The 26088-nt window shown below is 62.3% G+C and carries 26 protein-coding genes; 12 read left to right on the top strand and 14 right to left on the bottom strand.

Going from position 1 to position 26088, the window contains the following annotated elements; translation table 11 throughout:
* Positions 1–2 precede the first annotated feature (2 nt).
* Genes CHB75_RS16000 through CHB75_RS15985 form a run of 4 tightly spaced genes read right to left on the bottom strand, consistent with a single transcriptional unit; the run spans position 3 to position 4053 of the window.
* Positions 3–854 carry an isocitrate lyase/PEP mutase family protein gene (locus CHB75_RS16000; RefSeq protein WP_176439169.1) on the bottom strand — a complete coding sequence of 284 codons (852 nt, stop codon included), beginning with the start codon at positions 852–854 and terminating at the stop codon, positions 3–5.
* Positions 847–1959, bottom strand: a complete 1113-nt coding sequence (tcuB, locus tag CHB75_RS15995) for a tricarballylate utilization 4Fe-4S protein TcuB (protein WP_176439168.1) — start codon at positions 1957–1959, stop codon at positions 847–849. The genes CHB75_RS16000 and tcuB overlap by 8 nt, the downstream gene beginning before the upstream one ends.
* A complete protein-coding gene (tcuA, locus tag CHB75_RS15990) occupies positions 1949–3358 on the bottom strand; it encodes an FAD-dependent tricarballylate dehydrogenase TcuA (RefSeq protein ID WP_089272291.1) in 1410 nt (469 codons plus the stop codon). The genes tcuB and tcuA overlap by 11 nt, the downstream gene beginning before the upstream one ends.
* Positions 3355–4053 carry a GntR family transcriptional regulator gene (locus CHB75_RS15985; protein WP_089272289.1) on the bottom strand — a complete coding sequence of 233 codons (699 nt, stop codon included), beginning with the start codon at positions 4051–4053 and terminating at the stop codon, positions 3355–3357. The genes tcuA and CHB75_RS15985 overlap by 4 nt, the downstream gene beginning before the upstream one ends.
* A gap of 28 nt (positions 4054–4081) precedes the next feature.
* Between CHB75_RS15985 and CHB75_RS15980 the strand changes: the two genes are divergently transcribed.
* The 5 genes from CHB75_RS15980 to CHB75_RS15960 all read left to right on the top strand — a co-directional run bounded on the left by CHB75_RS15980 (position 4082) and on the right by CHB75_RS15960 (position 11534).
* Positions 4082–5155 (top strand): AbrB family transcriptional regulator, encoded by a 1074-nt coding sequence (locus tag CHB75_RS15980; RefSeq protein ID WP_245841020.1) that lies wholly within the window; start codon positions 4082–4084, stop codon positions 5153–5155.
* Between the two features lie 153 nt (positions 5156–5308).
* Positions 5309–6391: a type 2 periplasmic-binding domain-containing protein gene (locus CHB75_RS15975; RefSeq protein ID WP_245841018.1), complete on the top strand. Its 1083-nt coding sequence runs from the start codon at positions 5309–5311 to the stop codon at positions 6389–6391.
* Positions 6392–6471: 80 nt separating this feature from the next.
* Entirely contained in the window at positions 6472–8484 is a 2013-nt protein-coding gene (locus CHB75_RS15970) for a tripartite tricarboxylate transporter permease (RefSeq protein ID WP_089272286.1), read from the top strand.
* Positions 8485–8509: 25 nt separating this feature from the next.
* The gene (locus CHB75_RS15965; RefSeq protein WP_089272285.1) at positions 8510–9610 is read left to right on the top strand and encodes a 4-oxalomesaconate tautomerase; all 1101 of its coding nucleotides are present in this window, start codon (positions 8510–8512) and stop codon (positions 9608–9610) included.
* A gap of 241 nt (positions 9611–9851) precedes the next feature.
* Positions 9852–11534 carry a thiamine pyrophosphate-binding protein gene (locus CHB75_RS15960; protein ID WP_089272284.1) on the top strand — a complete coding sequence of 561 codons (1683 nt, stop codon included), beginning with the start codon at positions 9852–9854 and terminating at the stop codon, positions 11532–11534.
* Positions 11535–11560: 26 nt separating this feature from the next.
* Here the strand turns inward: CHB75_RS15960 and CHB75_RS15955 are convergent, their stop codons facing one another.
* On the bottom strand, positions 11561–12502 hold the full coding sequence (locus CHB75_RS15955) for a LysR family transcriptional regulator (protein WP_089272283.1): 942 nt from the start codon (positions 12500–12502) through the stop codon (positions 11561–11563).
* A gap of 62 nt (positions 12503–12564) precedes the next feature.
* On the opposite strand from CHB75_RS15955, the gene CHB75_RS15950 reads away from it, so the two are divergent.
* Entirely contained in the window at positions 12565–13332 is a 768-nt protein-coding gene (locus tag CHB75_RS15950; RefSeq protein WP_089272282.1) for a sulfite exporter TauE/SafE family protein, read from the top strand.
* A 10-nt stretch (positions 13333–13342) separates the two neighbouring features.
* Here CHB75_RS15950 and CHB75_RS15945 read toward each other — a convergent pair whose 3' ends face one another.
* The 8 genes from CHB75_RS15945 to CHB75_RS15910 form a co-directional block, all read right to left on the bottom strand.
* The gene (locus CHB75_RS15945) at positions 13343–14293 is read right to left on the bottom strand and encodes a LysR family transcriptional regulator (protein WP_245841016.1); all 951 of its coding nucleotides are present in this window, start codon (positions 14291–14293) and stop codon (positions 13343–13345) included.
* Positions 14290–14919, bottom strand: a complete 630-nt coding sequence (locus tag CHB75_RS15940; protein WP_089272280.1) for an aspartate/glutamate racemase family protein — start codon at positions 14917–14919, stop codon at positions 14290–14292. Before CHB75_RS15940 ends, CHB75_RS15945 begins: the two co-directional genes overlap by 4 nt.
* Entirely contained in the window at positions 14916–16370 is a 1455-nt protein-coding gene (gene hydA, locus CHB75_RS15935) for a dihydropyrimidinase (RefSeq protein ID WP_089272278.1), read from the bottom strand. The genes CHB75_RS15940 and hydA overlap by 4 nt, the downstream gene beginning before the upstream one ends.
* Entirely contained in the window at positions 16367–17296 is a 930-nt protein-coding gene (locus CHB75_RS15930; protein WP_089272276.1) for an N-carbamoyl-D-amino-acid hydrolase, read from the bottom strand. Before CHB75_RS15930 ends, hydA begins: the two co-directional genes overlap by 4 nt.
* Before the next feature lie 17 nt (positions 17297–17313).
* Positions 17314–17982 (bottom strand): amino acid ABC transporter permease, encoded by a 669-nt coding sequence (locus tag CHB75_RS15925; protein WP_089272274.1) that lies wholly within the window; start codon positions 17980–17982, stop codon positions 17314–17316.
* Positions 17983–17991: 9 nt separating this feature from the next.
* Positions 17992–18660 carry an amino acid ABC transporter permease gene (locus tag CHB75_RS15920; protein ID WP_089272272.1) on the bottom strand — a complete coding sequence of 223 codons (669 nt, stop codon included), beginning with the start codon at positions 18658–18660 and terminating at the stop codon, positions 17992–17994.
* Positions 18660–19406, bottom strand: coding sequence for an amino acid ABC transporter ATP-binding protein (locus tag CHB75_RS15915; RefSeq protein WP_089272415.1), 747 nt, complete (start codon positions 19404–19406; stop codon positions 18660–18662). The genes CHB75_RS15920 and CHB75_RS15915 overlap by 1 nt, the downstream gene beginning before the upstream one ends.
* A 93-nt stretch (positions 19407–19499) precedes the next feature.
* The gene (locus CHB75_RS15910) at positions 19500–20360 is read right to left on the bottom strand and encodes a transporter substrate-binding domain-containing protein (protein ID WP_089272270.1); all 861 of its coding nucleotides are present in this window, start codon (positions 20358–20360) and stop codon (positions 19500–19502) included.
* Between the two features lie 412 nt (positions 20361–20772).
* Between CHB75_RS15910 and CHB75_RS21730 the strand changes: the two genes are divergently transcribed.
* Entirely contained in the window at positions 20773–20949 is a 177-nt protein-coding gene (locus CHB75_RS21730) for a hypothetical protein (protein WP_176439167.1), read from the top strand.
* A 91-nt stretch (positions 20950–21040) separates the two neighbouring features.
* On the opposite strand, the gene CHB75_RS15905 is transcribed toward CHB75_RS21730, so the two are convergent.
* A complete protein-coding gene (locus CHB75_RS15905; RefSeq protein ID WP_089272268.1) occupies positions 21041–21724 on the bottom strand; it encodes a fumarylacetoacetate hydrolase family protein in 684 nt (227 codons plus the stop codon).
* Positions 21725–21888: 164 nt separating this feature from the next.
* On the opposite strand from CHB75_RS15905, the gene CHB75_RS15900 reads away from it, so the two are divergent.
* The 5 genes from CHB75_RS15900 to CHB75_RS15880 all read left to right on the top strand — a co-directional run bounded on the left by CHB75_RS15900 (position 21889) and on the right by CHB75_RS15880 (position 26020).
* A complete protein-coding gene (locus CHB75_RS15900) occupies positions 21889–22578 on the top strand; it encodes a FadR/GntR family transcriptional regulator (RefSeq protein WP_245841014.1) in 690 nt (229 codons plus the stop codon).
* Between the two features lie 90 nt (positions 22579–22668).
* The gene (locus CHB75_RS15895) at positions 22669–23631 is read left to right on the top strand and encodes an ABC transporter substrate-binding protein (RefSeq protein ID WP_217898802.1); all 963 of its coding nucleotides are present in this window, start codon (positions 22669–22671) and stop codon (positions 23629–23631) included.
* Between the two features lie 78 nt (positions 23632–23709).
* On the top strand, positions 23710–24471 hold the full coding sequence (locus CHB75_RS15890; protein ID WP_089272264.1) for an ABC transporter permease: 762 nt from the start codon (positions 23710–23712) through the stop codon (positions 24469–24471).
* Positions 24458–25258 (top strand): ABC transporter ATP-binding protein, encoded by an 801-nt coding sequence (locus CHB75_RS15885; RefSeq protein WP_089272262.1) that lies wholly within the window; start codon positions 24458–24460, stop codon positions 25256–25258. Before CHB75_RS15890 ends, CHB75_RS15885 begins: the two co-directional genes overlap by 14 nt.
* A gap of 9 nt (positions 25259–25267) precedes the next feature.
* Complete coding sequence (locus tag CHB75_RS15880) at positions 25268–26020, top strand: ABC transporter permease (protein ID WP_089272260.1); 753 nt, start codon at positions 25268–25270, stop codon at positions 26018–26020.
* The last annotated feature ends 68 nt before the right edge of the window (positions 26021–26088 follow it).

Raw genomic sequence — 26088 nt, 5'->3', positions numbered from 1 at the left:
CTTCAGTCGGCCAGATAGCGCGCGATCAACGCATCATATCGCGCGGCCTCGCTCAGATCCGCCATCAGATCGTCGGGCCGCGCCACGTCCCGCGCGCCCGGCGTATCGGCAAGGCTGTCCCAGGCCGCGCCCATTGCAGCAGGCAGCGTGCGGTGCGGCGTCAGGCAGATGCGCACGCCATGCGTGGCCAGATCGACCTCGGCCAGTGGGCCTTGCGGCTTTGGCACGATCAGCGGCAGGTTCGCCGCATCCCTTACCCGCGCGACCAGATCCGGATCCCGCGCCCCGGTGATAAACAGTGCATCCGCCCCCGCAGCCCCAAATGCCCGCGCCCGCGCGATCAGGCTGTCGCCGTCCTGAAGCCGCGCATTGGTCCGCGCCACTATGGCAAACTCGGGATCGGTCCGCGCCGCCAGTGCGGCGTCCAACCGCGCCACCGCTTCGCCCTGCGACACCAGACTGGCCCCTGTCGCGCCATAGGGCTGGGGCAGGCATGTGTCCTCAAGCGTCATGGCGGCCACGCCTGCGGCTTCGAGTTCCTCGACCGTGCGCATGGCGTGCAGCGCTGTGCCGAACCCGTGGTCGGCATCGACGATCAGCGGTAGCGCGCCGGCCCGGCAGATGCGCCGGGACAGGCCTGCGAATTCATCGAGCGACAGCAGCGCGTGATCCGGCGCGCCCAGCACCGCCAGCGCCGCAACGGACCCGCCCAGCATCGCCAGTTCAAACCCCAACCGCGAAGCCGCGCGTACCGTCAGCGCATCATAGACCGAGGCCGGCCGGACACAGCGATCACCTGCCAGAATGGCGCGGAGTTGCCTGCGGGCATCCTGAGCCGAGAGACGATCAGACATTGCCACGCGCCCGACGATCCTGTGCATCCCGCACAAGGGCGGTAAAGCGGTAGAATCCATGCGCCATTTTGGAATAGGGCGTCAGCAGGAAAAACGCGAGCACCCCACCGAGATGCAGCGCCAGCAGCGGACCGGTCAGCCCCGTCCCGCGCACCGCGTACAGCAGCAGACCGGAGAGGCCGACAAAGCCCAGCAGCCAGATGAACCCACGTTCGCCCGAACTGCGCCCCGGTGTGCCAAGCTCTGGATCGGCCTTCTTGCGCAGCATCAGCATCCCCGCACAGCCAACAACCAGCAGCAGGCCACCGGGCACGCCCAGCAATTTCGGCAGCGACCAGAACCCATAGGGCGCCTGCATGTCGAACAGATAGTGCAGCAAGGTCCCCGCAGATGTCGAAGCAAAGCACAGCAAAAATCCATACATCACCGCCTGATGCACGTGGCGGCGGGCGTCGGAAAACCGCTCTTCCTTTTCGAAGTTGCAGCCCTGCCCCTGCCCGCCGGACAGGTTCTTCATCCGCCCTGCCGCGAGCCCCGCATCGCGCAGATCGGCCCATGTGATGCGCGTGCCGCCCACCTCTTGCCAGTAGCGGCGCAGACCGATGGCGATGGCGACCAGCGGCAGGAAAAAGGCCGGCAGAAAGATCGCGACCATCGCGCCGTGGCTGAGCCATGCGTAGAACCCTGCGCCCCCGCCCGGCAGCCCAGCGATGGCGGCAAACATCAGCGCCGTGCCGATGACCAGCGCGGCGGCCAATGCCTCGCCCCGGGCCTGAAAGGTGCGCGCGAGGCCGCCCGGCCAGGCAAAGCGTTCCCAGCTGTCGGTGCGCGCAGAGGCCAGAGCGCGTGGCAGGTTCAGGGCGAATTCATGCGGCGCCGTGTACTGGCAGGCGTAATAGCAGCCCCGGCAGTTGTGACACAGGTTGGCCAGCTGCGTGATGTCGCCATCCGCGAACACCTTTTCGCGGGTGATCGCGGGAAACACCGAACAGAAGCCTTCGCAATAGCGGCAGGCGTTGCAGATTTCGATCTGACGGCGGGCTTCTTCGACCGGATCGGTGGAAATCGCGCCCGGGTCGGTTTGCAGGGTAACATCAAGCGACATGTTTTGCGGCCTCCTGTCCGGCGATGCGGCCAAAGACGGTGCCGATGGTCATGCCGAACCCGGCCAGATAACCCTGCCCCAGAATGGATCCTGCCATCATTTCGCCAGCACTCCAGATATTGTCATAACGCCCCTCGGGGCCGGTTGCGCGGGCGGTTTGGTCGACCTTGAGACCCAGATAGGTAAAGGTCACGCCGGGGCGCAGTGAATAGGCATAGTAGGGTGGTTCTGAAATCGACCGCGCCCAGTTCGTCTTGGGCGGGACCAGCCCTTTGGTCGCCACCCCGTCGAGTTTCTGGGGGTGAAAGTCGCCCGGACGGCAGGCGGCGTTGAATGTCGCCACGGTTTCGGCCAGCGCCTCTGCGGGCAAACCCAGCTTTTGCGCCAGTTCGTCAATCGTGTCGGCCGAAATCGGCGGATAGACCGAGGGCATGAACAGGTCGATCGAACGGCTGTCGATGATCGAATATCCCACCTGATCGGGCTGCGCCGCGACCAGCCGCCCCCAGATGGCGTAACGCTTGGGCCAGACGTCTTCGCCTTCGTCATAGAACCGCGCGGCGTTCTTGTTCACGACGATGGAAAACGGCACGCAGTCCAGTCGCGTGACGATGCCGCCATCGAATTTGGGCGCGCGCCCGTCGATGGCAACGGCGTGGCACTGGGTCGGATCGCCGACCGTTTCGGCCCCCTGATCCAGCATGTCCTTCAGCACGACACCCCGGTTATAGGGCGTGCCGCGGATCAGGAAATTGCGCGCCGACGGCCCCCATGCGCGGGCAAGCCATTCGATATCCGACTGGAATCCGCCCGAGGCGAGCACGAAGGCGCGCCCCTGAACCCGGTGCAGCGCGCCGCCGAATTCGACATCTATGTGCGTGGCGCGATTGCCCTCGATCCCGACGTGTTTGACCTGCGCCTCATAGGCGACTGTCACGCCAAGGTCTTCGGCGGTCAGGTAATAGGCGTTCACCAGCGCCTTGCCCCCGCCCAGAAAAAACGCGTTTGTCCGGTCAAGCGACAGCGTGCCCGCCAGCGACGGCTGGAAGCGCACACCATGCGCCTGCATCCACGGCAGGCAGTCTGCCGATGTGCGGATCGCGTGGCGGGCCAGCCCCTCGTCCGTCTTGCCCTTGGTGACGCGCAGAAGGTCCTGCCAGAATTCATCTTCGTCATAGGTTTCGACCAGCGGGCCAAGGTCACCGTGGTGCATGCAGCGGAAATTGCGGGTGTGGCGCGAATTGCCGCCGCGATAGGCCTTTGGCGCGCCTTCAAGGATCAGCACCTTTGCGCCGGCCTCTGCCGCCTCGATCGCGGCGCACAGGGCGGCATTGCCACCGCCCGCGATGACCACGTCCCAGACCCCGGCGGACAGTTGTTTCGGATCGCTCAGTGTCATTTCAGTGCTCCGGTCGCTGATTGGCGCAGCATCCGCAGGCGCGTCAGTTGTGCATGTTCCATATGTTCGCGCATCGCGGTTTCCGCCGCCGCCCCGTCGCGGGCGATCAGGGCATCCAGCAAGACCCGGTGTTCCGCCAGCGCCTGTTGCGCGCGTTCGGGGGATTCCATGCTGGACGGCCCGAGGATCAGCAAAGTCGTTTCGACCGAGGCCATGGATTTCAGCAGGAACCGGTTTCGCGCCGCATCCAGCAGCCGCGCATGGAACTGCCGGTTCAGCCGCACAAGGGCCGCGTTATCCCCCGTCGCCGCCGCCATTTCCGCGTTGATCGCCTGAAGCTCTTCCAGCTCGACAGGTGATGCCGCGCGCGCCGCAAGCCGCGCCGCGGTTCCCTCAAGCACGGTGCGCATTTCGTACAGCTCCATGATCTCGGGGTAATCCAGACTGCGCACCACGGCACCCGTGCGCGGCTGATGATCAACCAGCCCATCAGCCTCGAGCCTGCGAATCGCCTCTCGGACCGGGGTGCGGCTGATCGCCAGCCGTTCGGCAATTTCGGTTTCGGTCAGCCGTGCACCGGGGCGCAGAACACCGCTGCGGATCTCGTCGAACAGGCGTTCATAGGCGTTTTGCCCCTGCAACAGCCGCGCGGGCGTTTCGGAACCAACGACCTCAAGTTTCTCTTTTCTCTTCATGCATCCAGTCGTATACACTTGGATACACATGAGTCAACATACCTCCTCCCCCCGCCGCCGCCTGATGGGTCTTCGTGTCCTGACGATTGCGCTTGCCGCTGTCGGAACCCTTGTGTTCTGGTCGCTGAACCTGCCTTTGCCCTTTCTTTTCGGGCCGATGTTTGCCTGCCTCTGCGCCGCGCTACTGGGTGCGCCGCTGCGGGGGATCAAACCGGTGTCACAGGGCGCGCGGACGATCCTTGGGGTTGCGGTGGGTGCCTCGATCACCCCGGCGGTGATCCACCAGCTGCCGCAGATGGCGGGATCGGTGGCCTTTGTGCCGCTCTATATCGCCGCCATCGGCCTGATCGGCGTGCCGTATTTCCACAAGATCTGCGGCTTTGACCTGCCCACGTCCTATTTCGCTGCCATGCCCGGCGGGTTGCAGGACATGGTGATGTTCGGCGAAGAGGCGGGCGCCGATGTGCGGGCCCTGTCGCTGATCCATGCGACCCGGGTGCTGATCATCGTGACGATCGTGCCGGCCGTGCTGATCTATTTCTTTGACAGTCCGCTGTCGCATCCCATCGGCGCGCCTGTCGCGGACCTGCCCTGGAGCGAACTGGCCATCCTTGCTGTCGCCGCCATCGGCGGTTGGAAACTGGCCGAGCGTGTCGGGCTGTTTGGTGCCGCGATCCTGGGGCCGATGATCGTGACGGCGGTTCTGTCCCTGTCCGGCATCATCGAGCACCGCCCCCCGCGCGAGGCGATCCTGGCCGCGCAGTTCTTTATCGGGATGGGCATCGGTGTCGGTTATGTCGGTGTCACGATGTATGAACTGCGGCGCGACGTGCTGGCCGGGATGGTCTTTGTCGTGATCCTGGCCTTTCTGGCCTTTGGCGTGACCGAAATTGTCGTGCAACTGGGCCTCGCCTCCCCACTCGAAGGATTCCTGTCCTTCGCCCCCGGCGGTCAGGCGGAAATGACAGTGCTTGCCATCGTTGCAGGGGCTGATCTGGGATTTGTCGTGGTGCATCATCTGGTGCGCTTGACGCTTGTCATCCTCGGGGCGCCTATCATTGCAGCGCTATTTGGCCTGCGTGGCGGAAAGCCAAAGGCCTGAAGCGCTCATTCATTAGTTTTATGAAAGATAGCTTTCCTTAAATCAGTTTGATTTATGCCGCCAGCGCTGACATTCTCCGGCCGAGGCCGAAAAAACGGTCACAGCCAAAGACGGCTCGTACGGGTCGCGACGGTTACCAACGGGAGGAACACCATGAAACGCAATTCCATCATCACAACTGTTGTCGCCGGCATGATTGCCGCAACGGGGCAGACGGCCCTGGCGCAGTCCTTCGACGGCAAAACAATCGAATACACCATTCCCTTCTCGGAATCGGGCGGTTCGGCGCAGTGGGCCAACTTCTACGCCCCGCGCCTGTCAGCGGCGCTGCCGGGTTCGCCGACCATGGTCGTGCGCTACCGTCCCGGTGCGGGATCGACCGAAGGCGCGAACTGGTTCCAGGGCCAGCAGGATCAGGGCGATGGCCTGACCATCTTTGGTGATTCCGGTTCGACCAAATTCCCCTATCTGCTGGGTGATCCGCGCGTGCGTTATGAATACGCCGAATGGCAGCCGGTTCTGGCATCGGCCACGGGCGGCGTTGTCTATCTGCCGCCGGATCTGGGTGCCAAGTTCGACGGTGACATGGATGACCTGAAAGAGGAATTCTACCTCTACGGCAGCCAGGGCGCGACGACGCTGGACCTTGTTCCGCTGCTGGCGTTCAAGATGCTTGGCCTTCAGGTCGATCCGGTTTTCGGCGTCAAGGGTCGCGGCGATGGCCGCCTGATGTTTGAACGCGGCGAAGCCAACATCGACTACCAGACATCCTCGGCCTATATCGCCAACGTGCTGCCGCTGGTCGAAAGCGGACAGGCCGTGCCGATCTTCAGCTGGGGATCGTTGGATGATAACGGCGTGATCGTGCGCGATCCGACCTTCCCGGACCTGCCGACGTTCAAGGAAGTCTGCGAAGCGACCGATGGTTGTGAAACCGAAGGCGTCGCATGGGATGCCTACAAGGCGTTCTTTGTGGCCGGTTTTGCCAACCAGAAGACGATCTTCTTGCCGTCTTCGGCATCGGCGGAAACTGTCGCCACCTATACCGACGCGCTACGCTCGATCGTGACGGCCGAGGGTTTCAAGGATGACGCCGCCGAAGTGCTGGGGGTCTATCCGCAGATGACCGGCGCGGCAGCCGTCGAGGCAACCAAACAGGCGACGTCAATCACACCCGAGGCCAAGCAATACGTGCTGGATTGGCTCAAGGCCGACTACGACATCACCATGGAGTGATCCACGGCGAAACCTGACAAATCCCTGCCCGAAGGTTTCGGGCGGGGTGCTTAGCAACATTTCAGCCGGCGGAGTCAGCCTTGGACGTTTTCATGCAGGCCTTGCCGGAGCTCGGCAAAGCACTCACCCTCATTTTCCAACCAGAACAGCTCATGTACCTCATCGGGGGGGTGCTGTTGGGCCTGTCGATCGGCGTTCTGCCGGGGCTAGGCGGGATTGCCGGCCTCGCGCTGGTGATGCCCTTCATGTACGGCATGGAGCCCGTCGCGGGCCTCGCGCTCATGGTTGGCCTGATCGCGGTCATTCCCACATCTGACACCTTCTCATCTGTGCTGATGGGCATACCCGGTTCTTCGGCCAGTCAGGCCACGGTTCTGGACGGCTTTCCCCTGTCCAAACAGGGCCATGCCGCGCGGGCGCTGTCGGCGGCCTTTGCATCGTCGCTGTTCGGCGGGCTGTTCGGCGCGGTGGTGCTGTCGTTCTTTATCCTGATTGCACGACCGCTGATCCTGGCCTTTGGCCTGCCGGAAATGCTGATGATCACCATTCTGGGCCTGTCGATGGTCGCCATCCTTGCCGGGCGCATCCCGCTAAAAGGCGTTGTCGCGGCGGGTTTGGGGCTGATGTTCGGCACCATCGGCGCGGCCCCGGCGGGCGGCAGCCTGCGGATGTCGACCTATGACCTGCCCTATCTTGTCGACGGCTTCCAGCTGGTGATTGTGGGTCTTGGCATGTACGCGATCCCGGAAATCGTCTCGCTTTTGCGGCAGGACCGCGCGATTGCCGAAGGCGGCACATTGGGCGATGGCTGGACGCAGGGCCTGCGCGACTGGTGGCAGCATCGCTGGCTGTCGATGCGCTGCGCCACCATCGGCGTGCTGGTCGGGGTGATCCCCGGTTTGGGCGGCTCGGTTGTCGATTGGCTCGCCTACGGTTCCGCCGTGCAGACGGCCAAGGACAAGTCGATGTTCGGTCAGGGCGACATTCGCGGCGTGATCGCGCCCGAAAGTTCGAACAACGCCAAGGAAGGCGGCGGGCTGGTGCCCACGCTGATCTTTGGCATCCCCGGATCCGGGTCCATGGCGATCTTTCTGGGCGGTCTTGCCCTGCTCAACATGACGCCCGGCCCGCAGATGGTGCGCAACAACCTTGACGTGACCTATACCATCGTCTGGTCGCTGGCGCTGGCCAACGTCTTTGGCGCGGGCCTGTGCATCGTGCTGTCGAAATACATCGCCAAGCTGACGACGATCCGCTTTACCGTCCTTGCCCCCTACCTGTTCATGATCATCGCCTTTGCGGCCTTCCAGTCGCGCCAGTCCGCGCTGGATCTGGCAGCACTGGTCGGGATCGGCGCCTTGGGTATCTTTCTGCGCCGGTTCGACTATTCCCGGCCTGCCTTTCTCATCGGGTTCGTGCTGTCCAACCAGACCGAGGTGTTCGTCAATCAGGCCTATCAGATCGCCGGGTCGCGGTTCCGCCGTTCAGCCGAGGCCGGCTGGGATTACCTGCTGTCGCCGATCTCGATCGCGCTGCTGGTCCTGACCGTGGTGTCGGTTGTCGTCGGCATCAAAGCGGCCAAGAACATCCGCGAAAACATCGAAGCGCCCACGGCGAGCAAGACAGCGCCGGCACTGTTTCTGGGTCTCGCGGTGTTCTACCTTGCGGTGTCGACCTGGGATGCCTTTGGTATCGACCGTCTTCAGGATCAGGTGTTTCCGCTGACCATCGGCGCGGTGACGCTGGCCGGTGGCCTTGCGCTGCTTTTCCGCATGGCGACCAGACCTGCCACCGACGATGTGTTCATCGACCTTGAGGCCGGTGGCGAAGGTCAGGCACCGCACGGGTTGTGGGATACGCTTGGCTGGTTCGTCGGGCTGGTGGTCGCGACCTTTACCGTGGGTCTGATCCTGTCGCTGACGGTATTCCTGATCGCCTTCTTCCGGGTGCGCGGGCGGTTCGGCTGGCGGCATACGATGATCGCCTCGGCGCTTGGGCTCGGCTTTATCCTGTTCCTTGGCTACATCCTCGGGCGTGATTTCCCGCCGGGTCTGCTGCAGGCGCATTTCGATCTTCCCTGGCCCTTTACATGAGGTCCCATCACATGAGGGCGCAACCATGACTCAGACTGCCATTCCCTATCACTTCGTTCGGGGCGGCACTTCGCGCGGGCCTTATTTCCTCCGCTCGGATCTACCCGCCGATACCGAAACCCTGTCCGAAGTCCTGATGGCCGCTGTGGGTGCCGGCCATCCGCTCAACATCGACGGGGTGGGCGGGGGCAATGCCGTGACGACCAAGGTCGCCATGCTCAGCCGGTCCGAACGGGATGATTGCGACGTGGATTACTTCTTTGCCCAGGTCGCCGTCGAAAAGCGCGAGGTCGACTATCGCCCCACTTGTGGCAACATCCTTGTCGGTGTCGGACCCGCCGCGATCGAGATGGGACTGATCCCCGCGCAGGACGGCGAAACCACCGTGCGCATCCACGCCGTCAACACCGGTGCGATTGTCGAATCCGTGGTGCAGACGCCGGGCAGACAGGTGCAGTATGACGGCGATTACGCGATTGCCGGCGTTCCCGGCACCGCCGCGCCGATCCGCATGGGCTTCATGGGCACAGTCGGGTCGGTCACCGGCGCGCTGCTGCCCACCGGCAATATCCGCGACGTGATCGACGGAGTCGAGGTGACCTGCATGGACGTCGCCATGCCGGTGATGCTGGCACGCGCCGAAGATTTCGGCCTGACCGGATATGAAACGCAGGCCGAACTGGATGAGAACCGCGGCTTTTACGAACGTATCGAGCCGATCCGCCTGAAAGCGGGTGAAATGATGGGCCTTGGCGATGTGACCAAATCGGTCACGCCAAAGATTACCCTGCTTGCCAAACCGCGCAACGGCGGTTCCGTGACGGCGCGCTACTTCATGCCGTGGTCCTGCCATCCGTCGATGGCCGTCACCGGCGCGCAGTGTATTGCCACCTGTTCAATCCTGCCGGGCACCGTCGCGGACGGGCTGACCCAAGGGCTGGTGGGCGCCGAAACGCCGCTCATGGTGGCCATCGAACACCCCGCGGGCACGTTTGAGGTGCTGGTGGATTTCGAACGCAACGGCGACGGTATCGAAATCCGCTCGGCCGGGTTGGTGCGCACTGCACGGCTTCTGGCACGCGGCGAAGTCATGGTGCCTGACCATGTATGGAAGGGCTTTGCGTAACCGCGAGCGCGGCATACGATAGCATACAGTACGGAATCGCGCGAGAATCCCATGCCTGTCATAACCCCAACACCGCCGCCTTGCGCTGCGTTAACGCAGGACCCGCGCATTATGTCGGCCCGTATGCCGGGTCTGATGCCCGGCACAACCATCTTGCGGGTTGCCGGGGACCGCTGGAACGCGCCCGGCCGGAATTTATAGCGACACCCCGACGACCCGCCTGACCCAAAGGAACCACCCCATGGCCCATCATGTGTTCGAAACCCTTGCTGACAGCTTTGTTGCCGAAGGGGTCGACACCTGTTTTGCCCTTCTGGGCGATGCCAACATGAACTGGGCAACGGCGCTGGCCGAACGCGGCGTGCGAATGGTCTATGTGCGGCACGAACACTGCGCAGTGGCCGCCGCCACCGCCTATACCCGTAAGTCCGGCAAGGTCGGGATTGCGACCGTGACCTGCGGCCCGGGCCTGACGCAGGTGCTGACCGCCCTGCCCGCCGCCGTACGCGCCGGCATCCCGCTGGTGATCTTTGCCGGGGAATCGCCGCTGGGGGCCGCCTGGTACAATCAGGAGCTGGAACAGGCGCCGTTCATCACCGCAACCGGCGCGATCTACCGCCGCCTGCACCACATCCCCCGCATGACCACTGAAATCCGCGACGCCTTTGTCGTAGCGTTGGAGCAACGCTGCCCGGTTGTGCTTGGCGTGCCGATGGACCTTCAGAACCAATCACTGGACTCCGCCGCCGATCTGCCGCCGAATGCGCAGACGATCCTGCCGCATCCCGCGCCCATCCCGCCAAACGCGGCGGACGTCGCGGCCATCGCCCGGCGTATCGACACGGCGCGACGGGTTGTCGTGATGGCGGGGCTTGGTGCTGCGGCGTCGGGCGCGGTGGGTGCCTGCCGGGCACTGGCTGAACAGACCGGCGCACTGCTCGCCACGACCCTGCCCGCACGCGGGCTGTTCCACGGCGATGCGTTCAGTGTCGGCATTGCGGGCGGATTTTCCACCACTCTGGCCCGCGCGCTGTTTGAAAAGGCCGATCTGGTGATCGCTGTCGGTTGTCGGCTGACGCAGCACAATCTGGACAAGGGCAAGCTGTTTCCCAATGCCGAGATCATCCAGATCGACATTGATCCCCGTGCGCTTAGCCAAGGGAGAGTTGCCGCGAGCCACCACCTGCGCGGCGACGCAAGGCTAAGCGTCGAGGCGCTGACCACAGCGGTGGCGCCGCAGGACGGTTGGCGCAATGACCGGCTGGCCGATGCCATCGCCACGGCGCGTCCTGATACGGCAGAGTTTCCACACGAACCCGACGTTCTTGACCCGCGTGACGTGGTGGCGGCGCTGGACCGCGTGCTGCCGCAGAGTTGGCAGATGGTGAATTCTTCTGGCCATTGTTCGTTCTATTTCGCACACATGGACCGGGCGTTTGACACCTTTCTGACCATCCGCGAGTTCGGTGCCATCGGGAACGGTATTTCCTATGCCATGGGCGTCGCAGCCGCGCGGCCCGGAGATACGGTGGTGATGTTTGACGGCGACGGTTCGCTCCTGATGCATATGCAGGAACTAGAGACCATCCAGCGCCACGGGCTGAACATCCTGATCTGTGTGCTGAACGACGGCGCCTATGGGTCCGAGATTCACAAGCTGCGCGACGAAGGGCTGTCCGATGCCGGCGCGGTCTTTGGCCGTACCGATCTGGCGGCCATCGCGCGCGGCTTTGGCGTGGGCGGGCAGCGCATCGACGATCTGTCGACGCTGCCGGCGCTGCTTGATGACTTCAAACGGACCGGCGGCGCGGCGGTGTGGGATTTTCAGGTCTCGGACCGGGTTGCTTCGCCCGTCATTCGCCGCGCCCATCCGAATGGCCATTGCGGCACCGAACGCCCTGTTGATCTGGACGGGCTTTTGTGACGCGCGCAGCCGTCCAACAAAGGCAGTCAGCCCTTTGGCCGCGACATCCGGTCAAAGCCCGACGCCACATGGGCGCGGAAATTTTCCAGCATGTCGGTTTCGATCCGCGCCAGCAAATCCGAGGCATTGTCGGTCAGCGGCACACCCCGCCGCGACACGACGCCAAGCGTGCGCTGCAACCGTATCCCGGCGATCGGCACCGAAACCAGCGTCGCGGGGGCCATGGCGATGGCCGATTCCGGCTGGATCGTCATGGCGGCCCCCTGCGCGGCCAGCCGCATCGCGACGGTGGCATTCTGCACCTCGAATTGCCAGCGCAGGCGGTCGCGCATTTCGCCAAAGGCAAGGTCCAGCAATTCGCTGTTCTTGGAATGCGAGCGGATGCGCGCCAGCCTGACACCTTCAAGTTCCTGGACCGGTACCTCATCCCGCGCGGCGAAGGGGTGTTCATGGTGCACAAACAGGCGGTAATCCTCATCGACCAGTGGCCGCAGCCGCAGGTCGGACAGTTCCGCCGATACGATGGTCAGACCGAATTCCGCAGCTCCGCTGCGCACGGCCTCGGCTATGCGCCCGACGGGAATATCCAACAGTTCGAACGCGATTTCGGGGCGGTCTTCGGACATGGTCATCAGAACCTGTGTCAGAACCGAATTGGCAATCGACGGCAGGCAGGCAAAGGCCAGCCGCCGCGCCTGCCGCTGCGCGCCGGCGCGCGCGGATTCATAGGTGTCCTGCAGCGCCTTGAGCAACCGGCGCGCTTCGGGCAGCAACCCCTGCCCGGTCGGGGTCAGCGAAACTTCGCGGCTCGACCTTGTGAACAGGGGCGATCCAAGATCCTCTTCGATCTTGCGCACACGGTGGCTCAGCGCGGCCTGCGACAGGTGCAGCGCGTCGGCGGCGCGGTGAAACGATCCGTAATCGGCAATCGCCACAAAGGCTTCGAGTCCGAGGTAGTCCACGCGCATGGGGGTCGCTCCGTCAGGTCATCGCGCGCGAGGCTACTCGTCCCGGCGCCGGGGGCAAGCGCATGTTGACCCTGCCGGCCATCCTTTTGCCTGACGGGATGTCCGAACTTGTCTTTGCGGTCCTCATGGCCACCAGTTTTGCAGGGTCGCTGATCACCGTGGCCTTTGGCATCGGCGGCGGCGGCATGCTGCTGGCGGTGATGGCGACGCTGGTGCCGCCTGCGGCGCTGATCCCCACGCATGGCGTGATTCAGATCGGGTCGAACCTTGGCCGTGCGCTGGTGACATTCCGGCATATCTTCTGGCCTGCGCTGCCTGCCTTTACGCTGGGGTCGGTGATCGGAGCCGCGACGGGGGGCGCGCTGGTCGTCAACCTGCCCGCGGAATGGGTGCAGATCGGCGTCGGGTCGTTTGTGTTATGGTCCGTGCTGGGCCGCCCGCCCCGGGGAGTGCGCGACTGGCCGGTTCTGGTCGGCGCGGTGTCCAGCTTTCTGACCATGTTCTTTGGCGCGACGGGGCTTTTCGTGGCCACCTTCACGAAATCGCAGGCATTGCCGCGCCATGACCATGTGGCCACCCATGCCGCGCTGATGACGGTGCAGCACGGGGTCAAGACCATCGCATTCGGTCTGCTTGGCTTTGCCTTTGCCGATTGGTGGGCCTTTGTCGTGGCGATGATCGCGGCCGGATTCTGTGGCACGCTGGTGGGCAAGACGCTGCTGAACCGGCTGGACGACCGTCGCTTTAAACGCGCGCTCGACGTGGTTCTTGTCCTGCTGTCGCTGCGTCTGATTTATGCCGGTCTGCGTCAGCTTTTTGCGGGCAACTGACGGAGCACGGCTAGCGGATTTCCTGTTTCGTGAGGCCGCCACGCCCTGAATCTGACGCGGCCAGCTGGCGACGCAATTCTTCCATGAAGTTCAGCAACAAACCCGAATGCGGCACGCCCTTGCGCGTGAGGATCAGCGCGCGGACCTCGCAAGCCGGGCTAAAGGGGCGTGCGACAAGCCCGCGGCCAAGGTAGGGTTCGGCGGAAAAGGGGTCGACGACGGTCACGCCCATACCCTCGGCCACCAGCGCCGCTGCGGTCTGGCAATAGCGCACTTCGATCCCGCAGCGGTAACTTTCGCCGCCCACGTCGAACCCGCGCGCCACCAGCCGGCCAAGCTGCGAGGCCTGATCGATGCCGACAATGGACCGCCCCGAAAGCATTTTGGCCGTGACAGAATCCTCGGACGCCAGCGGATCGCTTTCAGGCATCAGCACGACCATGTGACTGCGCCCCAGAAGTTCGGAATTCACCGTTTCGAGCTTTTCCTCGTTCAGGACGAGCCCGATGTCCGCGAGACCCGTCTGCACCGCATCCAGAACGTTTTCCAGCCGCCGCACATCATAGCTTACCGTGACATCGGGCCGGGCAGCGTGAAAGGCGCGCAGCGCCTTGGGCCCCAGCGAATATCCCAGCGGTGGCGTCGACATGACCCGCAACCGCCCGATCCGCCCTGAACGCATATCCCGCGCACGTGTTGAAAACGACCGCAGAATGCCAAACAGCGGGCGGATTTCTTCGAAAAGATCGCGCGCTTCCATGGTCGGGGACAGCCGCCGCCCTGCGCGTTCGAACAGCGAAATGCCAAGCTGGGTTTCCAGCTGTCGCAACCCGGCGGAGACGGCCGGTTGCGAAATGCCCAGAAACTCTGCTGTCTCGACGGTGGTGGCGCAGCGCATCATTCCGGCAAAGATTTCCAGCAGCCTGAGCGAGACATCCGGCATATCCCCCTGGCGGGTCATCCCAGAACGGACCCAAGCGCCATCGCGCCGCCTGCCATCACCGGGTCGATCACGATCAGGCCGGTGTCGGACTCGAGCCGCGCGCGGATCGGGGCCATGCCGGCGCAACCCAGAACAATCGCCCCAGCGCCCATTTCGCCCAATCGTTCGGCGGTGGCGCGGACCTCGGCGTAAACAGTTTCGTCCCGGCCCGATGCCTCGGCGGAAACACCTGACAGCGCCAGTTCGCCCGCCAGGCGCGCCTCGACGCCCATCATCCGGATCTTGCGGCGGTGGCGCGGGATAGATTTTGGCCCCAGCGCAATGATCCCGAACAGATCGGCACGCGCCATGGCGGTCAAGATCCCGGCCTCTTGAATGCCAAAGACCGGCTTGCCTGTCAGGCTGCGGGCCAGATCCAGCCCGGGATCGGAAAAGCATGCCGTGACATAGGCGTCGGCGGCCATCTTTTGCACCAGTTCTGCCACACCGATTCCCGCGCGGGCGACGTCTTCGTCGCTGGCAATGGTCGCGGGGGATTGCGGCAGGTCAGTGACGGCAAAATGATCGCCCAGCGGAGCAAGAGCGGCGGCGATACCCCGCGTCACACTGGCGGCGCTGTTGGGATTGATGACCAGGATCTTCATCGCAGTACAGACCCGAAATTCTGGCTGGGATCGAATTCCGGTGCGGTAAAGCCCGGCTTGCCGCGCAAATCGACCGGCGCACGGCCAAAGAACCGGCCCATCCCTTCGGTGGCCTTCAGCGCGCCATGCGACACGATGGTGCGCCCGCGGTTCATCACCACTTCGGGCAGGCCGGTCAGAACCATGCCCTCAAACGGGGTGTAATCCATGTTGTCATGCTGATCGGCCTGCGTGACGGTGTGCGTGACATCCGGGTTCCAGATCGCGATATCGGCATCCATGCCCGGCGCAATGCGGCCCTTGGTGGTGCAGCCAAAGGTTTTGGCCGCATTGGTCGACGACAGCGCCACAAATTGTTCCGGCGTGATCCGGCCTTTTACCACCCCTTCGGAAAACAGATAGGGCAGGCGCGTCGCGATGCCCGGCATGCCGTTTGCGATCTTGGGATAGGCAACGTCCGTGCCATTCAGGAATTTCCCGGTCGCGTCGGCGCGATAGGGTGCATGGTCGGATGAAACACTTTCAAAGGTACCCATGGCAATGTGATGCCATAGCGTCTCTTGCGTGTCATGCCCGCGCAGCGGTGGTGAGCACATGTATTTGGCCCCCTCCATCCCGGGACGGTCAAGATCTTCGCGCGTCAGGGCCAGATACTGCGGACAGGTTTCGGCAAAAAGCTTGGCGCCGTTGAACTTTTCACGCCGGACAATTTCCGCCCCGCCTGCGGTCGAGACATGGACGATAAACAGCGGCGCATCGACCAGTTTTGCCAGCTGGATTGCACGGTTGATCGCCTCTTCCTCGGCCAGTTCGGGGCGGGAAATCGCGTGGTATCTTGGCGCTGTCAGCCCCTTGTCGGCCAGACGGCGGTTCATCCATTTCACCATGTCGTTGTTTTCGGCATGGACCATGGTGATCGCGCCGTGGTGGCGGGCCACCTCGAGGATATCCAGCATGCCGCCATCGCCAAGGTTCATCAGATCGTAGGTCATGAAAACCTTGAACGACGTGATGCCACGGGCAAAGGCGCGGGGCAGCTGATCGCGCAGCACCTCCTCTGTCGGATCAGAGATGATCAGGTGATAGCTGTAATCAATCACCGAGCGCGCACCACGGGCGTCATAGGTGGCGATCACGTCATCGACGCTTTGGCCGCGCTGCTGCGCTGCAAAGGGAATGAACGACGAATTGCCGCCAAACGCCGCAGAGATCGACCCGGACAGATAGTCATCCGCCGTCATCACACCAGAAGAGCTTTCCTGCGCGATATGGGCATGGGCCTCGATCCCGCCGGGCATGACCAGACGGCCGCCCGCGTCGATCCGCTCGGCCCCGCCGTCCAGGGTTTCTGCAATGGCCGTGATGCGCCCCTCGGTGATGGCGACATCGCCGTTGAACTGTCCGTCGGCAGTGACGATCGTGCCACCGTGAATGACAGTATCAAAATTCATTTCAAAGGTTCCTTTACGCCGGTCTGTGTCGCGATCAGCCCGTAGTGTTCGATCCGGCGGTGCGCGTCAAAGTTAAAGATCGTGGATTTACCGAAGGCGCATTTGTCGAAATCGGCATCGGCCACGATCAGCTCATCCCCTTCGCCCTGTGCCTTGGCTATCACAAATCCGTCCGGGTCCACGATAATCGATCCAGCGAACATGTGGTTGCCGTCTTCCATGCCGCATTTTGCAACCGCGATGGCATAGGTCGAATTCTGATAGGCACCGGCGCAGACCGACAGTTCGTGGTGGTACATCCGCCGCTCTATGCCTTCGTCCTTGGACAGGTTGTTCTGCGACGGCGTGTTGTAGCCGATTGATACCAGCTGCACACCCTGAAGGCCCATCACCCGCCAGCTTTCGGGCCAGCGGCGGTCATTGCAGATCGACATGCCCATGATGATGCCCTGACTGCGCACCACGTTGAATCCGGTATCCCCCGGCAGGAAATACCGTTTCTCAAGATGCTGGTGCGTGCGCTCGGGCTCGAACTCGGCATGGCCCGGCAGATGGGTCTTGCGATAGCTCAGCATGATCTCGCCCTCGGGCGACACGATGATCGAGGTGTTGAAATGCTCGCCCTCCGGGGTCAGCTCGCAATAGCCAAAGGTAAATCCCATGCCGTATTCCCGGGCGCGGTCAAACAGCGGCTGAACGGCGGCATTCGGCATCTCGGTTTCGAACCAATGGTCAAAGTCGGCGCGATCCTCGACATAGAACCGCGGAAAGAAGGTGGTCAGCGTCATTTCGGGAAAGGCGAGAAAGCCGACGCCCTTGCCATGGGCTTCGTCCATCAGGGCGATCATGCGGGCGACGACCTGTTCGCGGGTTTCGTCCTTCTGGATGCCGCCAATCTGGGCAGCGCCGATCATCATCTTGGTCATAACAGTTTCCTTTCGGGTCATTTCACGGCAAGGCCACGCTGATAGCGCGAAATCACGCGCACCAGCGGCCAAAGCACGAGGAGATAAAGGCCGGCCGCAAACACCAGCGGCGAGGCATTATAGGTGACAGATCGGGCCATATTGGCCGAATAGAGCAGCTCGGAGAGCGACACGACAGAGGCAAGCGAGGTCAGTTTCACCACCTCAACCGTGTTCGACAGAAGGTCGGGCAGGACGTTGCGCACCGCCTGCGGCAGCACCACATGGTACATGACCTGTGCGGGCGACAGGCCGGTGGCGCGGGCGGCCTCTGACTGGCCCCTGGGGATGGCTGCGATTCCGGCGCGGAACACCTCGGCAAAGTAGGCAGAGTTGTTGAGGAAAAACGCGATGACCACGGCCATGAAGGGGCTTAGCCTGATGCCTGCGAATGGCAGGCCGGAATAGACAAACACCAGCAGGACCAGCGGCGGCAGGGCGCGAAAGAAGTCGATCCAGACGATCGCGCACCATTTCTGCAGGCGGCTGTGCGACCGCGCCGCCAGGGCAAGCATCAGCCCGCCGATCAGGCCAAAGACAATCACGACTGAACATAGCTTCAGCGTCATCAGCGCGCCCTTCAGCAGCAGCGGCGCCGACTGGGCCATGATTTCGAAATTGAAGAATGTGTTGAGGAACGCTTCCATCTGTGTCCCCTAAGTCGCGTAGTGGTAATGCCGTTCGATCCGGTGGGATACGATCACGGCAGGGATAAAGATGACGAGATATGCAATGGCGGCCATTGTCAGCGGCGTGGCCGAGCCTGAAAAGCTTTGGGCGGACGAAGAGACCGACAGGATTTCCTTTACCCCGATGACCGACCCAAGCGCTGTCAGCTTTGTGGTGGCCAGCACCCGGTTGATCAGCGGCGGGATCACCATGCGGGCGGCCTGCGGAAAGGCGATGTAAAACAGCGTTTGCGCCTTGGACAGGCCCGTGGCGCGGCCCGCTTCCCACTGGCCTGCGGTAACCGCGGTCAGTCCGCCCCAGAACACCTCTTCGGAAAAGGCGATCAGAACCGCCGTCAGTACGATGTAGATCACCATCCAGCCCGACAGGTTGATCCCCAGCGACGGCATCCCGAAAAACAGGATCAGGATCAACACCAGTGGCGGCAGCGCCCGCATCACGTCGGCAAAGACGATGATGAAAAAGTTCACCCAGCGGACCCCGGCCACACGCAGGCACGACATCAGCGCACCCCCCAGCACGCCGCTGATGATCGTCGCGACGGCAAGCCCAAGCGTCACCCACACCGCGTCGATCAGATCAGGCAGGTAATTCGCAATGACCTGCATGTTGAAAAAGGTATCGAGGAACCCCATCAGGCTGCATCCTCGTTCGGATTGGATACCCGCGCCAGAAAGCTTTTGAGGCGGTCGGATTTCGGGTTGCCAAAGACCTCTTCGGGCGTGCCCTGTTCAACGATGTATCCGCCGTCCATGAAAACCACGCGATCGGCCGCCTCTCGGGCAAAGGCCATTTCGTGGCTGACCACCAGCATGGTCATGCCCTTGGCGCGCAGATCCTTCATCACCTTCAGCACGGACCCCACCAGCTCGGGGTCCAGCGCAGAGGTCGGTTCGTCAAACAGCATCACCTTGGGGTCCAGCGCCAGCGCCCGCGCGATGGCGACACGTTGCTGCTGACCGCCGGACAGCTCATTTGGCATGGCCTCGGCCTTGTGCTTCAGCCCTACCTGATCAAGCATTTCCAGCGCGCGCGCTTCGGCTTCGGCCTTGGGACGTTTCAGCGCCTTGGTCTGCGCCAGAACGACGTTTTTCAGAACGGACATATGCGGGTAAAGGTGAAAGCCTTGGAACACCATCCCGACCTTGAGGCGCATCCGGTCCAGATCACGCCGGGGGATGTCGGTGATCCGTTGCCCGTCGATCATGATCGCGCCGGATGTCGGCTCTTCCAGCCGGTTGCAGCAGCGCAGCATGGTGGATTTGCCGGAACCCGACGGGCCGATCACAAAGACCAGCTCGGCTTCCCTGACCTTCAGGTCGATGGCCCTCAGGACTGCGGTCTGGTCAAACCGTTTTTCGAGAGCCGTGATCTCGAGCATGGTGCGGCCTTGGGTCATCTGTGTCGCCTTGCGGTTAGCGCGTCTGTTGTTCGGCGGGGCCCCAAAGGCCCCGCCATTTCCTATCGGGCAGGATCAGAAATCGCAGGTCACTGCGTGGTCGCTGTCTTCGTATCCGGCAAAGCCCGGCACGCCATAGCCCGGGGTCGGGGTCACGATGGTTGTGCCTTCGGTTGGCGTCACTTCGAACCACTTTTCAGACAGGGCGACCATGGTCCCGTCGGATTTGAGGCACTCAAGCACGCTGTCGATCAGGTTGCGGGTGGCCGCATCATCCTTGCGGAACGGCATGGCCCAGACCAGACCGGTGGGATGTTCATAGGACAGTTCAACCTGCGGATTTTTCTTGGCCGCCCAGGCCGATGCTGTCGCGCCCGCCATGTTGGCATCGGCACGGCCGGACAGAACCGCCTGGATAGCGTCGGTGTTGGTGCCGAAGCTGACGATGGTCCAACCCATTTCGGGGGTCTTTTCTTCCAGGAAACGTTCGTAGACCGACCCCTTGTTGACCGCGATGGTCATGCCTTTGAATGCCTCAAGACTGCCAAACCCGGCAGCCTCTGACCCGGTGGGGACAACAAAGCGAAAGTTGGTGTCCATGAAGCCTTCGGTAAACAGCAGGTTTTCCGCACGCTCTTCGGTGACAGTGGTGGGCGCGACCAGAAAGTCATAGGTCCCCGCCTGCAGCGCCGGGATCAGACCCGAAAACTGTGCCGCGGTGACAGTGACCGGCACGCCGAGTTTGTCGGCAATGGCGGCGGCCAGGTCGATGTTAAAGCCTTCGACTTCGCCGGACATCGTCGGCATGGCATGGGGCGCAAAGGTCCCGTCAAGCGCTGCGGCATAACCGTCGGCCTTGATTGGGGCCACTTCGGCAAAGGCCGCACCGGCAAGGCACAGCGTGGTGGTGGAGGCGAGGAGAAATTGTTTCAGCATTGCGGGATCCTGTCGGTTACAAGAGGTGGACGCACGTTCTTTGGTGCATCCTTGACCCCAATTGGCCCGCGGCGGCGCTGAAAAGCCAGTATAGAACAGGATTATTATTCGACTAGAAATATAAGCTGTTATTATACATTGAGGGCGCCTCAGACATGCGAAAAGCCATCCATGATGGGATAAGTATTTGAATTTCATATACTTGAAATGAAACCAAACTGGCTCTCACGGCTCGCAAAACCCGTTATACGTGTAGGGCTGTCTCTCGCCACACGCTTTGCCGTTCAGCTCTTATGCACAAGAAAGCAGCAGACAGGGCCGCCCGTTGGTTCTGGCTAACTGTCTGGGGCGACCGGCGGGGAACCGGGGATGGGGAAAATTCGTTGATTCACCACAATAAAGGATATCAGTCATGCCACACGACCCCGATGCGCCGCAGTCCATTCCGGACGACACGCCCAACGAATCGCCTGTTGAGCAGCCCAACGAAGAGCCGCCCGCAAATCCGCCAGAGAACCCTGTGCAAGTGCCCCAAGAGCAGCCGGATCTGCCTCCGAATGAAATGCCCGGGGACCCAGCCGTCTATTAAATAGCAGCGGGCCAATAAATCGGGGCCCTGCGATGTCCGTCAAGATCGGCTGCGTCGGCAGGTAACTGCCGACGCCAAAGTGCCGTGGTTATCAGACGACGACGACCGTCATGGAACCAAGGCCCTCGATCGCGACTTCCATGCTGTCGCCCTTGACCACCGGACCGACGCCGGACGGCGTGCCCGACATGATCACATCGCCCGCCGCAAGTTCGAAGTATTCCGACAGGTAGGAAATCATTTCCGGCACCTTCCAGATCAGCTGGTTCAAGTCACCTTCCTGACGCAGCTCTCCGTTCACCTTCAGGGTAACGGCGCCGCTGTCCGGGTGGCCGACTTCGGCAACCGGATGCACGGGGCCGGTGGGCGCAGAGCGTTCAAACGCCTTGCCGATTTCCCAGGGGCGGCCTGCCTTCTTCATTTCGCCCTGACGGTCGCGGCGGGTCATGTCCAGCGACAGCGCGTAGCCATAGACATGGTCAAGCGCCGATTCGACCGGGATATTGCTGCCGCCGGATTTCAGCATCACCGACAGTTCCACCTCGTGGTGCACATCCGAGCTGTGCGGCGGATAGGGGAATTCGCCCGTGGTATCGAGGTTGTTGGGGTTCTTCTGGAAAAAGAACGGATCCTCGCGGTCGGGGTCGTGCCCCATCTCGATGGCATGCGCGGCATAGTTCCGACCAATGCAGTAGACGCGGCGGACCGGAAAATCCCCGCCACCGACGACAGGAATCGTCGGAACGGGCGGAGCGGGGATAACAAAATCTGGCATTTATGACCTCTCGTGGCTGCAATTTCACCATTTGGATAGCCGAGCGTTTTGCATAAATCAATCCCAACCAATCATAAAATACTTGATCTGTTCGATGTAATCGTCAATGGTTTGGCATATCTTTGCTGAATCGCACCACATTGGTGCACCAATAAGGGGTGACCTTGCAGTATTCCGAACGCGCCTTGAAAGCTGACCCAATGGTCGAAAAGCTGCGGGAATTCATCCAGGAGGGTGATTACACCGCCGGTGATCGGCTGCCCGCCGAACGCGACCTGACCGTCCGGCTGGAGATGAGCCGCACCGAGCTGCGCAAGGCGCTGGATGCGTTGGAGCGCGAAGGATTCATCTGGCGGCATGTGGGCAAGGGCACCTTTGTTGCGGAACCCGACGGCAACCGCGCCTCGGATGAACTGGTCCAGTTGGGGCGCAACCTCACGCCCTTCCGGATGATGCGGGCGCGGCTGGTGATCGAACCCGCCATCGCCCGCGAGGCGGCAATCAACGCCTCGGGCAAGGATCTGTCGCAGATGAAGCGCGCGATGGAACGCGCCCGTTCCGCCACCACCTGGGCCGAGTACGAGGAACAGGACGACCACCTGCACAGCCATATCGCCGAGGCCAGCGACAACCTCTTGCTGGTGTCCCTGTTCGAACATCTCAACCAGGTGCGGCGCGCCGTGGTCTGGGGCAGTGTGATCCGCGACACCCCCCGCCCCCCGGCCACCCACACCAGTTTTGCCGAACATGCCGCCATCGTTCAGGCGATTGAATCGCGGTTCCCCGACGCCGCCTACGAAGCCATGCGAACGCACCTGCGTTCCGTATCCGACCGCCTTTTTGGAGAAGCTTGAAACGAAGCCACAAAAACGACGGCAGTCGGAGAGTCGGCCCTAACCGGCACGACCAACACATCGAAAAAGTTCACTGGGAGGAGAACAACAATGATGCATTTCGGAAAGTATATCGCAGCCACCGCGCTGGCCATATCGACGATGGTGACAGCCGTCACCGCCGAGCCGCTGAAGATCGCGCTGGCGGAAACACCCTCGGACGAACTCGCCGCATTCTTCGTGGCGCTGGACCGGGCCAAGGCCAACGGGCTGGACTATGAATGGACCGCCTTTGCCGACGAAGAGCTGGCCATTCAGGCCATTCTCAGCGGTCAGATGGACATCGGTTTCGGCACGCCCTACGCGGCCATGCAGCGGTCCAAAGCGCCCCTGCGGATCATCTTTCAGCTCTCCAAGCTGAAGTTTTTCCCGGTCGCGGTCGAGGAATACACCGACCTCAAACAGCTCGACGGGCATCCGATCATGCTGCATTCGCGCGGCGGCGGCACGGATTCCATCGCCAACGTGATCGAGGAACGCATCGGCATCAAGTTCGGTGAACGGTCCTATGTGCCGGGGTCGTCCAACCGCGTCGTGGCAATGCTGGCAGGTCAGGCCGAAGCCACCATTCTGGACCTGTCCAACAAGAACAAGATCATCGCCGAAGCGGATGACCGTTTCAACGTCCTGCCGATGTTCGATGTGGACGCCAGCGACGAGGCGCTCTTTGCCAACCTCGACTGGATCAAGGAAAACAGCGAACAGGTCGATATCCTTGTCTCTGCCCTGCTCAGCGTCTGGCAGGACATGTCCGCCGATCCCACCATCATCAGCCGCGAAACCAACCCCGATGGTCCCATCGGTCAGTTGCCGGCTGAAATCCTTGGTGAACTCGACGGCTTTTATACCGAAGCCGTTGCAGGCGGGCTGTATGATCCCAACGGTGGGGGCCGCAAGGCCGCTCAGGCTGACCTTGAATGGTACACTGCCGCCGGTCAGCTTGACGGGAATCCCGCAGAACTGAACATCGAGGATTTCTGGTACCTCGCGCCGCTCGACGCTGCGGCAAAGTAAGCGCTTCCTGCCCCCGGCCAATAATCCGGTCGGGGGCACATTGCCCTTCTGCCACCCGAACCCGACACCCGAGGTTTCATGATACACAGATCCCTGCTCCTCAAGATCCTGTCGGCTGCCGTCGTCTTTGGCGCCTGGGAAATCGCTGGCCGCATCCCGGTCAGCTATGCCTTTCCGACCTTCCTTGAATCGATGGATTCGCTGCTGCGCATGACGCTGGATGGCAGCATATTTCACGCCTACGCCGAAACGCTGAAGCCCCTGATCGTCGGTGTGGCGATCTCGACCGTGCTTGGCATCGGCCTTGGCCTCTGGATCGGGCTCAGCGAAAAATTCGAATGGCTGTTCTCACCGATCTTCATCGTGATGCAGGCCGCCCCGCTGGCCGCGCTGATCCCGCTGCTGGTCATGGCCTACGGCATTGGCCTCACGTCCAAGGTCTTCGTGGTCTGCATCATGGCGATGCCGGTCATCGTGCTCAACACCTCCAGCGCGGTGCGCAACACGCCCGAATCGCTCAAGGAAATGGGGCGGTCGTTCTTGGCCAAGGATCGCGATGTCCTGCTCAAGATCATCATCCCCGCCGCCTCGCCGGTGATCTTTTCCGGGCTGCGGCTCGGGGTTTCCGCGGGCTTCATCGGGGCGATCCTGTCGGAACTCAAGATCACGCCGACCGGGGTTGGCGACATCATCTCCTACAGCCGTTCGATCGCGGATTATCCCAGCATGTATGCGGCGATCTTCTCGATCATCCTTCTGGCGGTGCTGTTCCTCAACCTGCTGGAAAAAATAGAAAATATACTCTTTGAAGGGAATGACCGTGGTTATGTCACAGACTAGACAGGCGTTTGACGACGCGCAGCCGTCGGATCAGGACATCGCCGTCTCCGTACGCGGTGTGTCCAAGAATTACGGCGCGGTCGAGGCGCTCAAGAACATGTCGCTGGAATTCCCGCGCGGGCAGCTGACATCGCTTCTGGGGCCGTCGGGCTGTGGCAAGACGACCCTGCTCAAGATCATCGCCGGGTTGCTGAAACCCGACAGCGGCGAAATCATCGTGAACGGCAAGGCGGTGTCAGGCCCCGGCCCCAACCGCGCCTTTGTTTTTCAGGATTTCGCGCTGCTGCCCTGGGCCAGCGTGTTGCGCAACGTGGCCTTTGGCCTTGAACTGCGCGGGGTGCCCCGCTCTGAACGCGAAGCCAAGGCCGAGAAATACATCCGCGATGTCGGCCTTGCCGGGTTCGAACGCGCCTTTCCGCATGAACTCTCGGGCGGGATGCGTCAACGTGTCGGCCTCGCCCGCGCGCTGTCGGTCGATTCCAAAGTGCTGCTGCTGGACGAACCCTTTTCGGCGGTCGACGAACAGACCCGCCGCAAGTTCCAGGAGGATCTGCTGGCGCTGGTCGAGAATGAGAACAAGACCTTCATCTTCGTGACCCATTCCATCGAAGAAGCGGTCTATGTCTCGGATCAGATCGCGATCCTGCTGCCCCGCCCCAGCCGCGTGTCCGAAATCATCCGCCCCACCAGCTTCCGTACCAAGGGCGTCGGCAACATCCGTCGCGACCCGGAATACCTTGATATCGTGGATGAAATCTGGGCCTCGCTGCGCAACTATGTCGAATAGGGGACGGACATGAGGATTTACGGACACAAGCTCCCCGCCATGTCGTCCCTGCTGCTCTGGGCGCTGTTGTGGGAAATCATCGGGCAGACAGGGGCGACCTTTTTCGTCCCGCCCCTGTCAGAGGTCTTTGTGACCCTGTTCAAGATCATCGGCACACCGGCCTTTGTGACCGCGCTGACCGAAACGGCGCAGGCCTTTCTGGCCGGGGTGTTCTTTTCCATCGTGATCGGCATTCCAACCGGCATCCTGATGGGCAAAAGCCGCCTGCTGGACGAATTGCTGCTGCCTTGGGTGAACATCTTTGTCAGCGCGCCGCTCACCGCCCTTGTGCCGGTGCTGATGGTTCTGTTCGGCTTTGGCCTGACGTCGATCATCATCACCACGACGCTGTTCGGGATCTGGATCATCATCCTCAACACCCGCGCGGGCGTACGCCAGATCAACCGCTCGCTTGTCGAAATGGCGACCAGCTTTGGTGCCTCACCACTGGACGCCTTTGTGAAGATCTACTTCTGGGCCGCCCTGCCGGAAATCCTCGGTGGCGTGCGCATCGGGGTGATCCGCGCGGTCAAGGGCGTGATCATCGGCCAGCTGCTGATTTCCATCGTCGGCTTCGGTGCGCTGTTCGAACTCTACGCCAGCAATTTCCTGATGACCCACTTCTGGGCGGTGCTTATCGTGCTCTTTGCACTGGCCTTTTCGATCTCGGAATTTCTGGCCTATCTGGAACGCAAGGTCGCCTACTACGCCGCCAAACGGTAACACCGGCCCTACCGGTACCCGGGCAAAGGAAAGCCCCGCCAGAATGACTCTGGCGGGGCTTTTTTTCG

It is taken from the genome of Puniceibacterium sediminis, assembly GCF_900188035.1.
GTDB lineage: Bacteria > Pseudomonadota > Alphaproteobacteria > Rhodobacterales > Rhodobacteraceae > Puniceibacterium > Puniceibacterium sediminis.
This window is presented reverse-complemented; position numbering and strand designations above follow the sequence as displayed.

Coding starts and splice junctions, on each gene's coding strand:
- CHB75_RS16000 (WP_176439169.1), bottom strand. CDS start 854: ATGTCTGATCGTCTCTCGGCTCAGGATGCCCGCAGGCAACTCCGCGCC.
- tcuB (WP_176439168.1), bottom strand. CDS start 1,959: ATGTCGCTTGATGTTACCCTGCAAACCGACCCGGGCGCGATTTCCACC.
- tcuA (WP_089272291.1), bottom strand. CDS start 3,358: ATGACACTGAGCGATCCGAAACAACTGTCCGCCGGGGTCTGGGACGTG.
- CHB75_RS15985 (WP_089272289.1), bottom strand. CDS start 4,053: ATGAAGAGAAAAGAGAAACTTGAGGTCGTTGGTTCCGAAACGCCCGCG.
- CHB75_RS15980 (WP_245841020.1), top strand. CDS start 4,082: ATGAGTCAACATACCTCCTCCCCCCGCCGCCGCCTGATGGGTCTTCGT.
- CHB75_RS15975 (WP_245841018.1), top strand. CDS start 5,309: ATGAAACGCAATTCCATCATCACAACTGTTGTCGCCGGCATGATTGCC.
- CHB75_RS15965 (WP_089272285.1), top strand. CDS start 8,510: ATGACTCAGACTGCCATTCCCTATCACTTCGTTCGGGGCGGCACTTCG.
- CHB75_RS15960 (WP_089272284.1), top strand. CDS start 9,852: ATGGCCCATCATGTGTTCGAAACCCTTGCTGACAGCTTTGTTGCCGAA.
- CHB75_RS15955 (WP_089272283.1), bottom strand. CDS start 12,502: ATGCGCGTGGACTACCTCGGACTCGAAGCCTTTGTGGCGATTGCCGAT.
- CHB75_RS15950 (WP_089272282.1), top strand. CDS start 12,565: ATGTTGACCCTGCCGGCCATCCTTTTGCCTGACGGGATGTCCGAACTT.
- CHB75_RS15945 (WP_245841016.1), bottom strand. CDS start 14,293: ATGACCCGCCAGGGGGATATGCCGGATGTCTCGCTCAGGCTGCTGGAA.
- CHB75_RS15940 (WP_089272280.1), bottom strand. CDS start 14,919: ATGAAGATCCTGGTCATCAATCCCAACAGCGCCGCCAGTGTGACGCGG.
- hydA (WP_089272278.1), bottom strand. CDS start 16,370: ATGAATTTTGATACTGTCATTCACGGTGGCACGATCGTCACTGCCGAC.
- CHB75_RS15930 (WP_089272276.1), bottom strand. CDS start 17,296: ATGACCAAGATGATGATCGGCGCTGCCCAGATTGGCGGCATCCAGAAG.
- CHB75_RS15925 (WP_089272274.1), bottom strand. CDS start 17,982: ATGGAAGCGTTCCTCAACACATTCTTCAATTTCGAAATCATGGCCCAG.
- CHB75_RS15920 (WP_089272272.1), bottom strand. CDS start 18,660: ATGGGGTTCCTCGATACCTTTTTCAACATGCAGGTCATTGCGAATTAC.
- CHB75_RS15915 (WP_089272415.1), bottom strand. CDS start 19,406: ATGCTCGAGATCACGGCTCTCGAAAAACGGTTTGACCAGACCGCAGTC.
- CHB75_RS15910 (WP_089272270.1), bottom strand. CDS start 20,360: ATGCTGAAACAATTTCTCCTCGCCTCCACCACCACGCTGTGCCTTGCC.
- CHB75_RS21730 (WP_176439167.1), top strand. CDS start 20,773: ATGCCACACGACCCCGATGCGCCGCAGTCCATTCCGGACGACACGCCC.
- CHB75_RS15905 (WP_089272268.1), bottom strand. CDS start 21,724: ATGCCAGATTTTGTTATCCCCGCTCCGCCCGTTCCGACGATTCCTGTC.
- CHB75_RS15895 (WP_217898802.1), top strand. CDS start 22,669: ATGATGCATTTCGGAAAGTATATCGCAGCCACCGCGCTGGCCATATCG.
- CHB75_RS15890 (WP_089272264.1), top strand. CDS start 23,710: ATGATACACAGATCCCTGCTCCTCAAGATCCTGTCGGCTGCCGTCGTC.
- CHB75_RS15885 (WP_089272262.1), top strand. CDS start 24,458: ATGTCACAGACTAGACAGGCGTTTGACGACGCGCAGCCGTCGGATCAG.
- CHB75_RS15880 (WP_089272260.1), top strand. CDS start 25,268: ATGAGGATTTACGGACACAAGCTCCCCGCCATGTCGTCCCTGCTGCTC.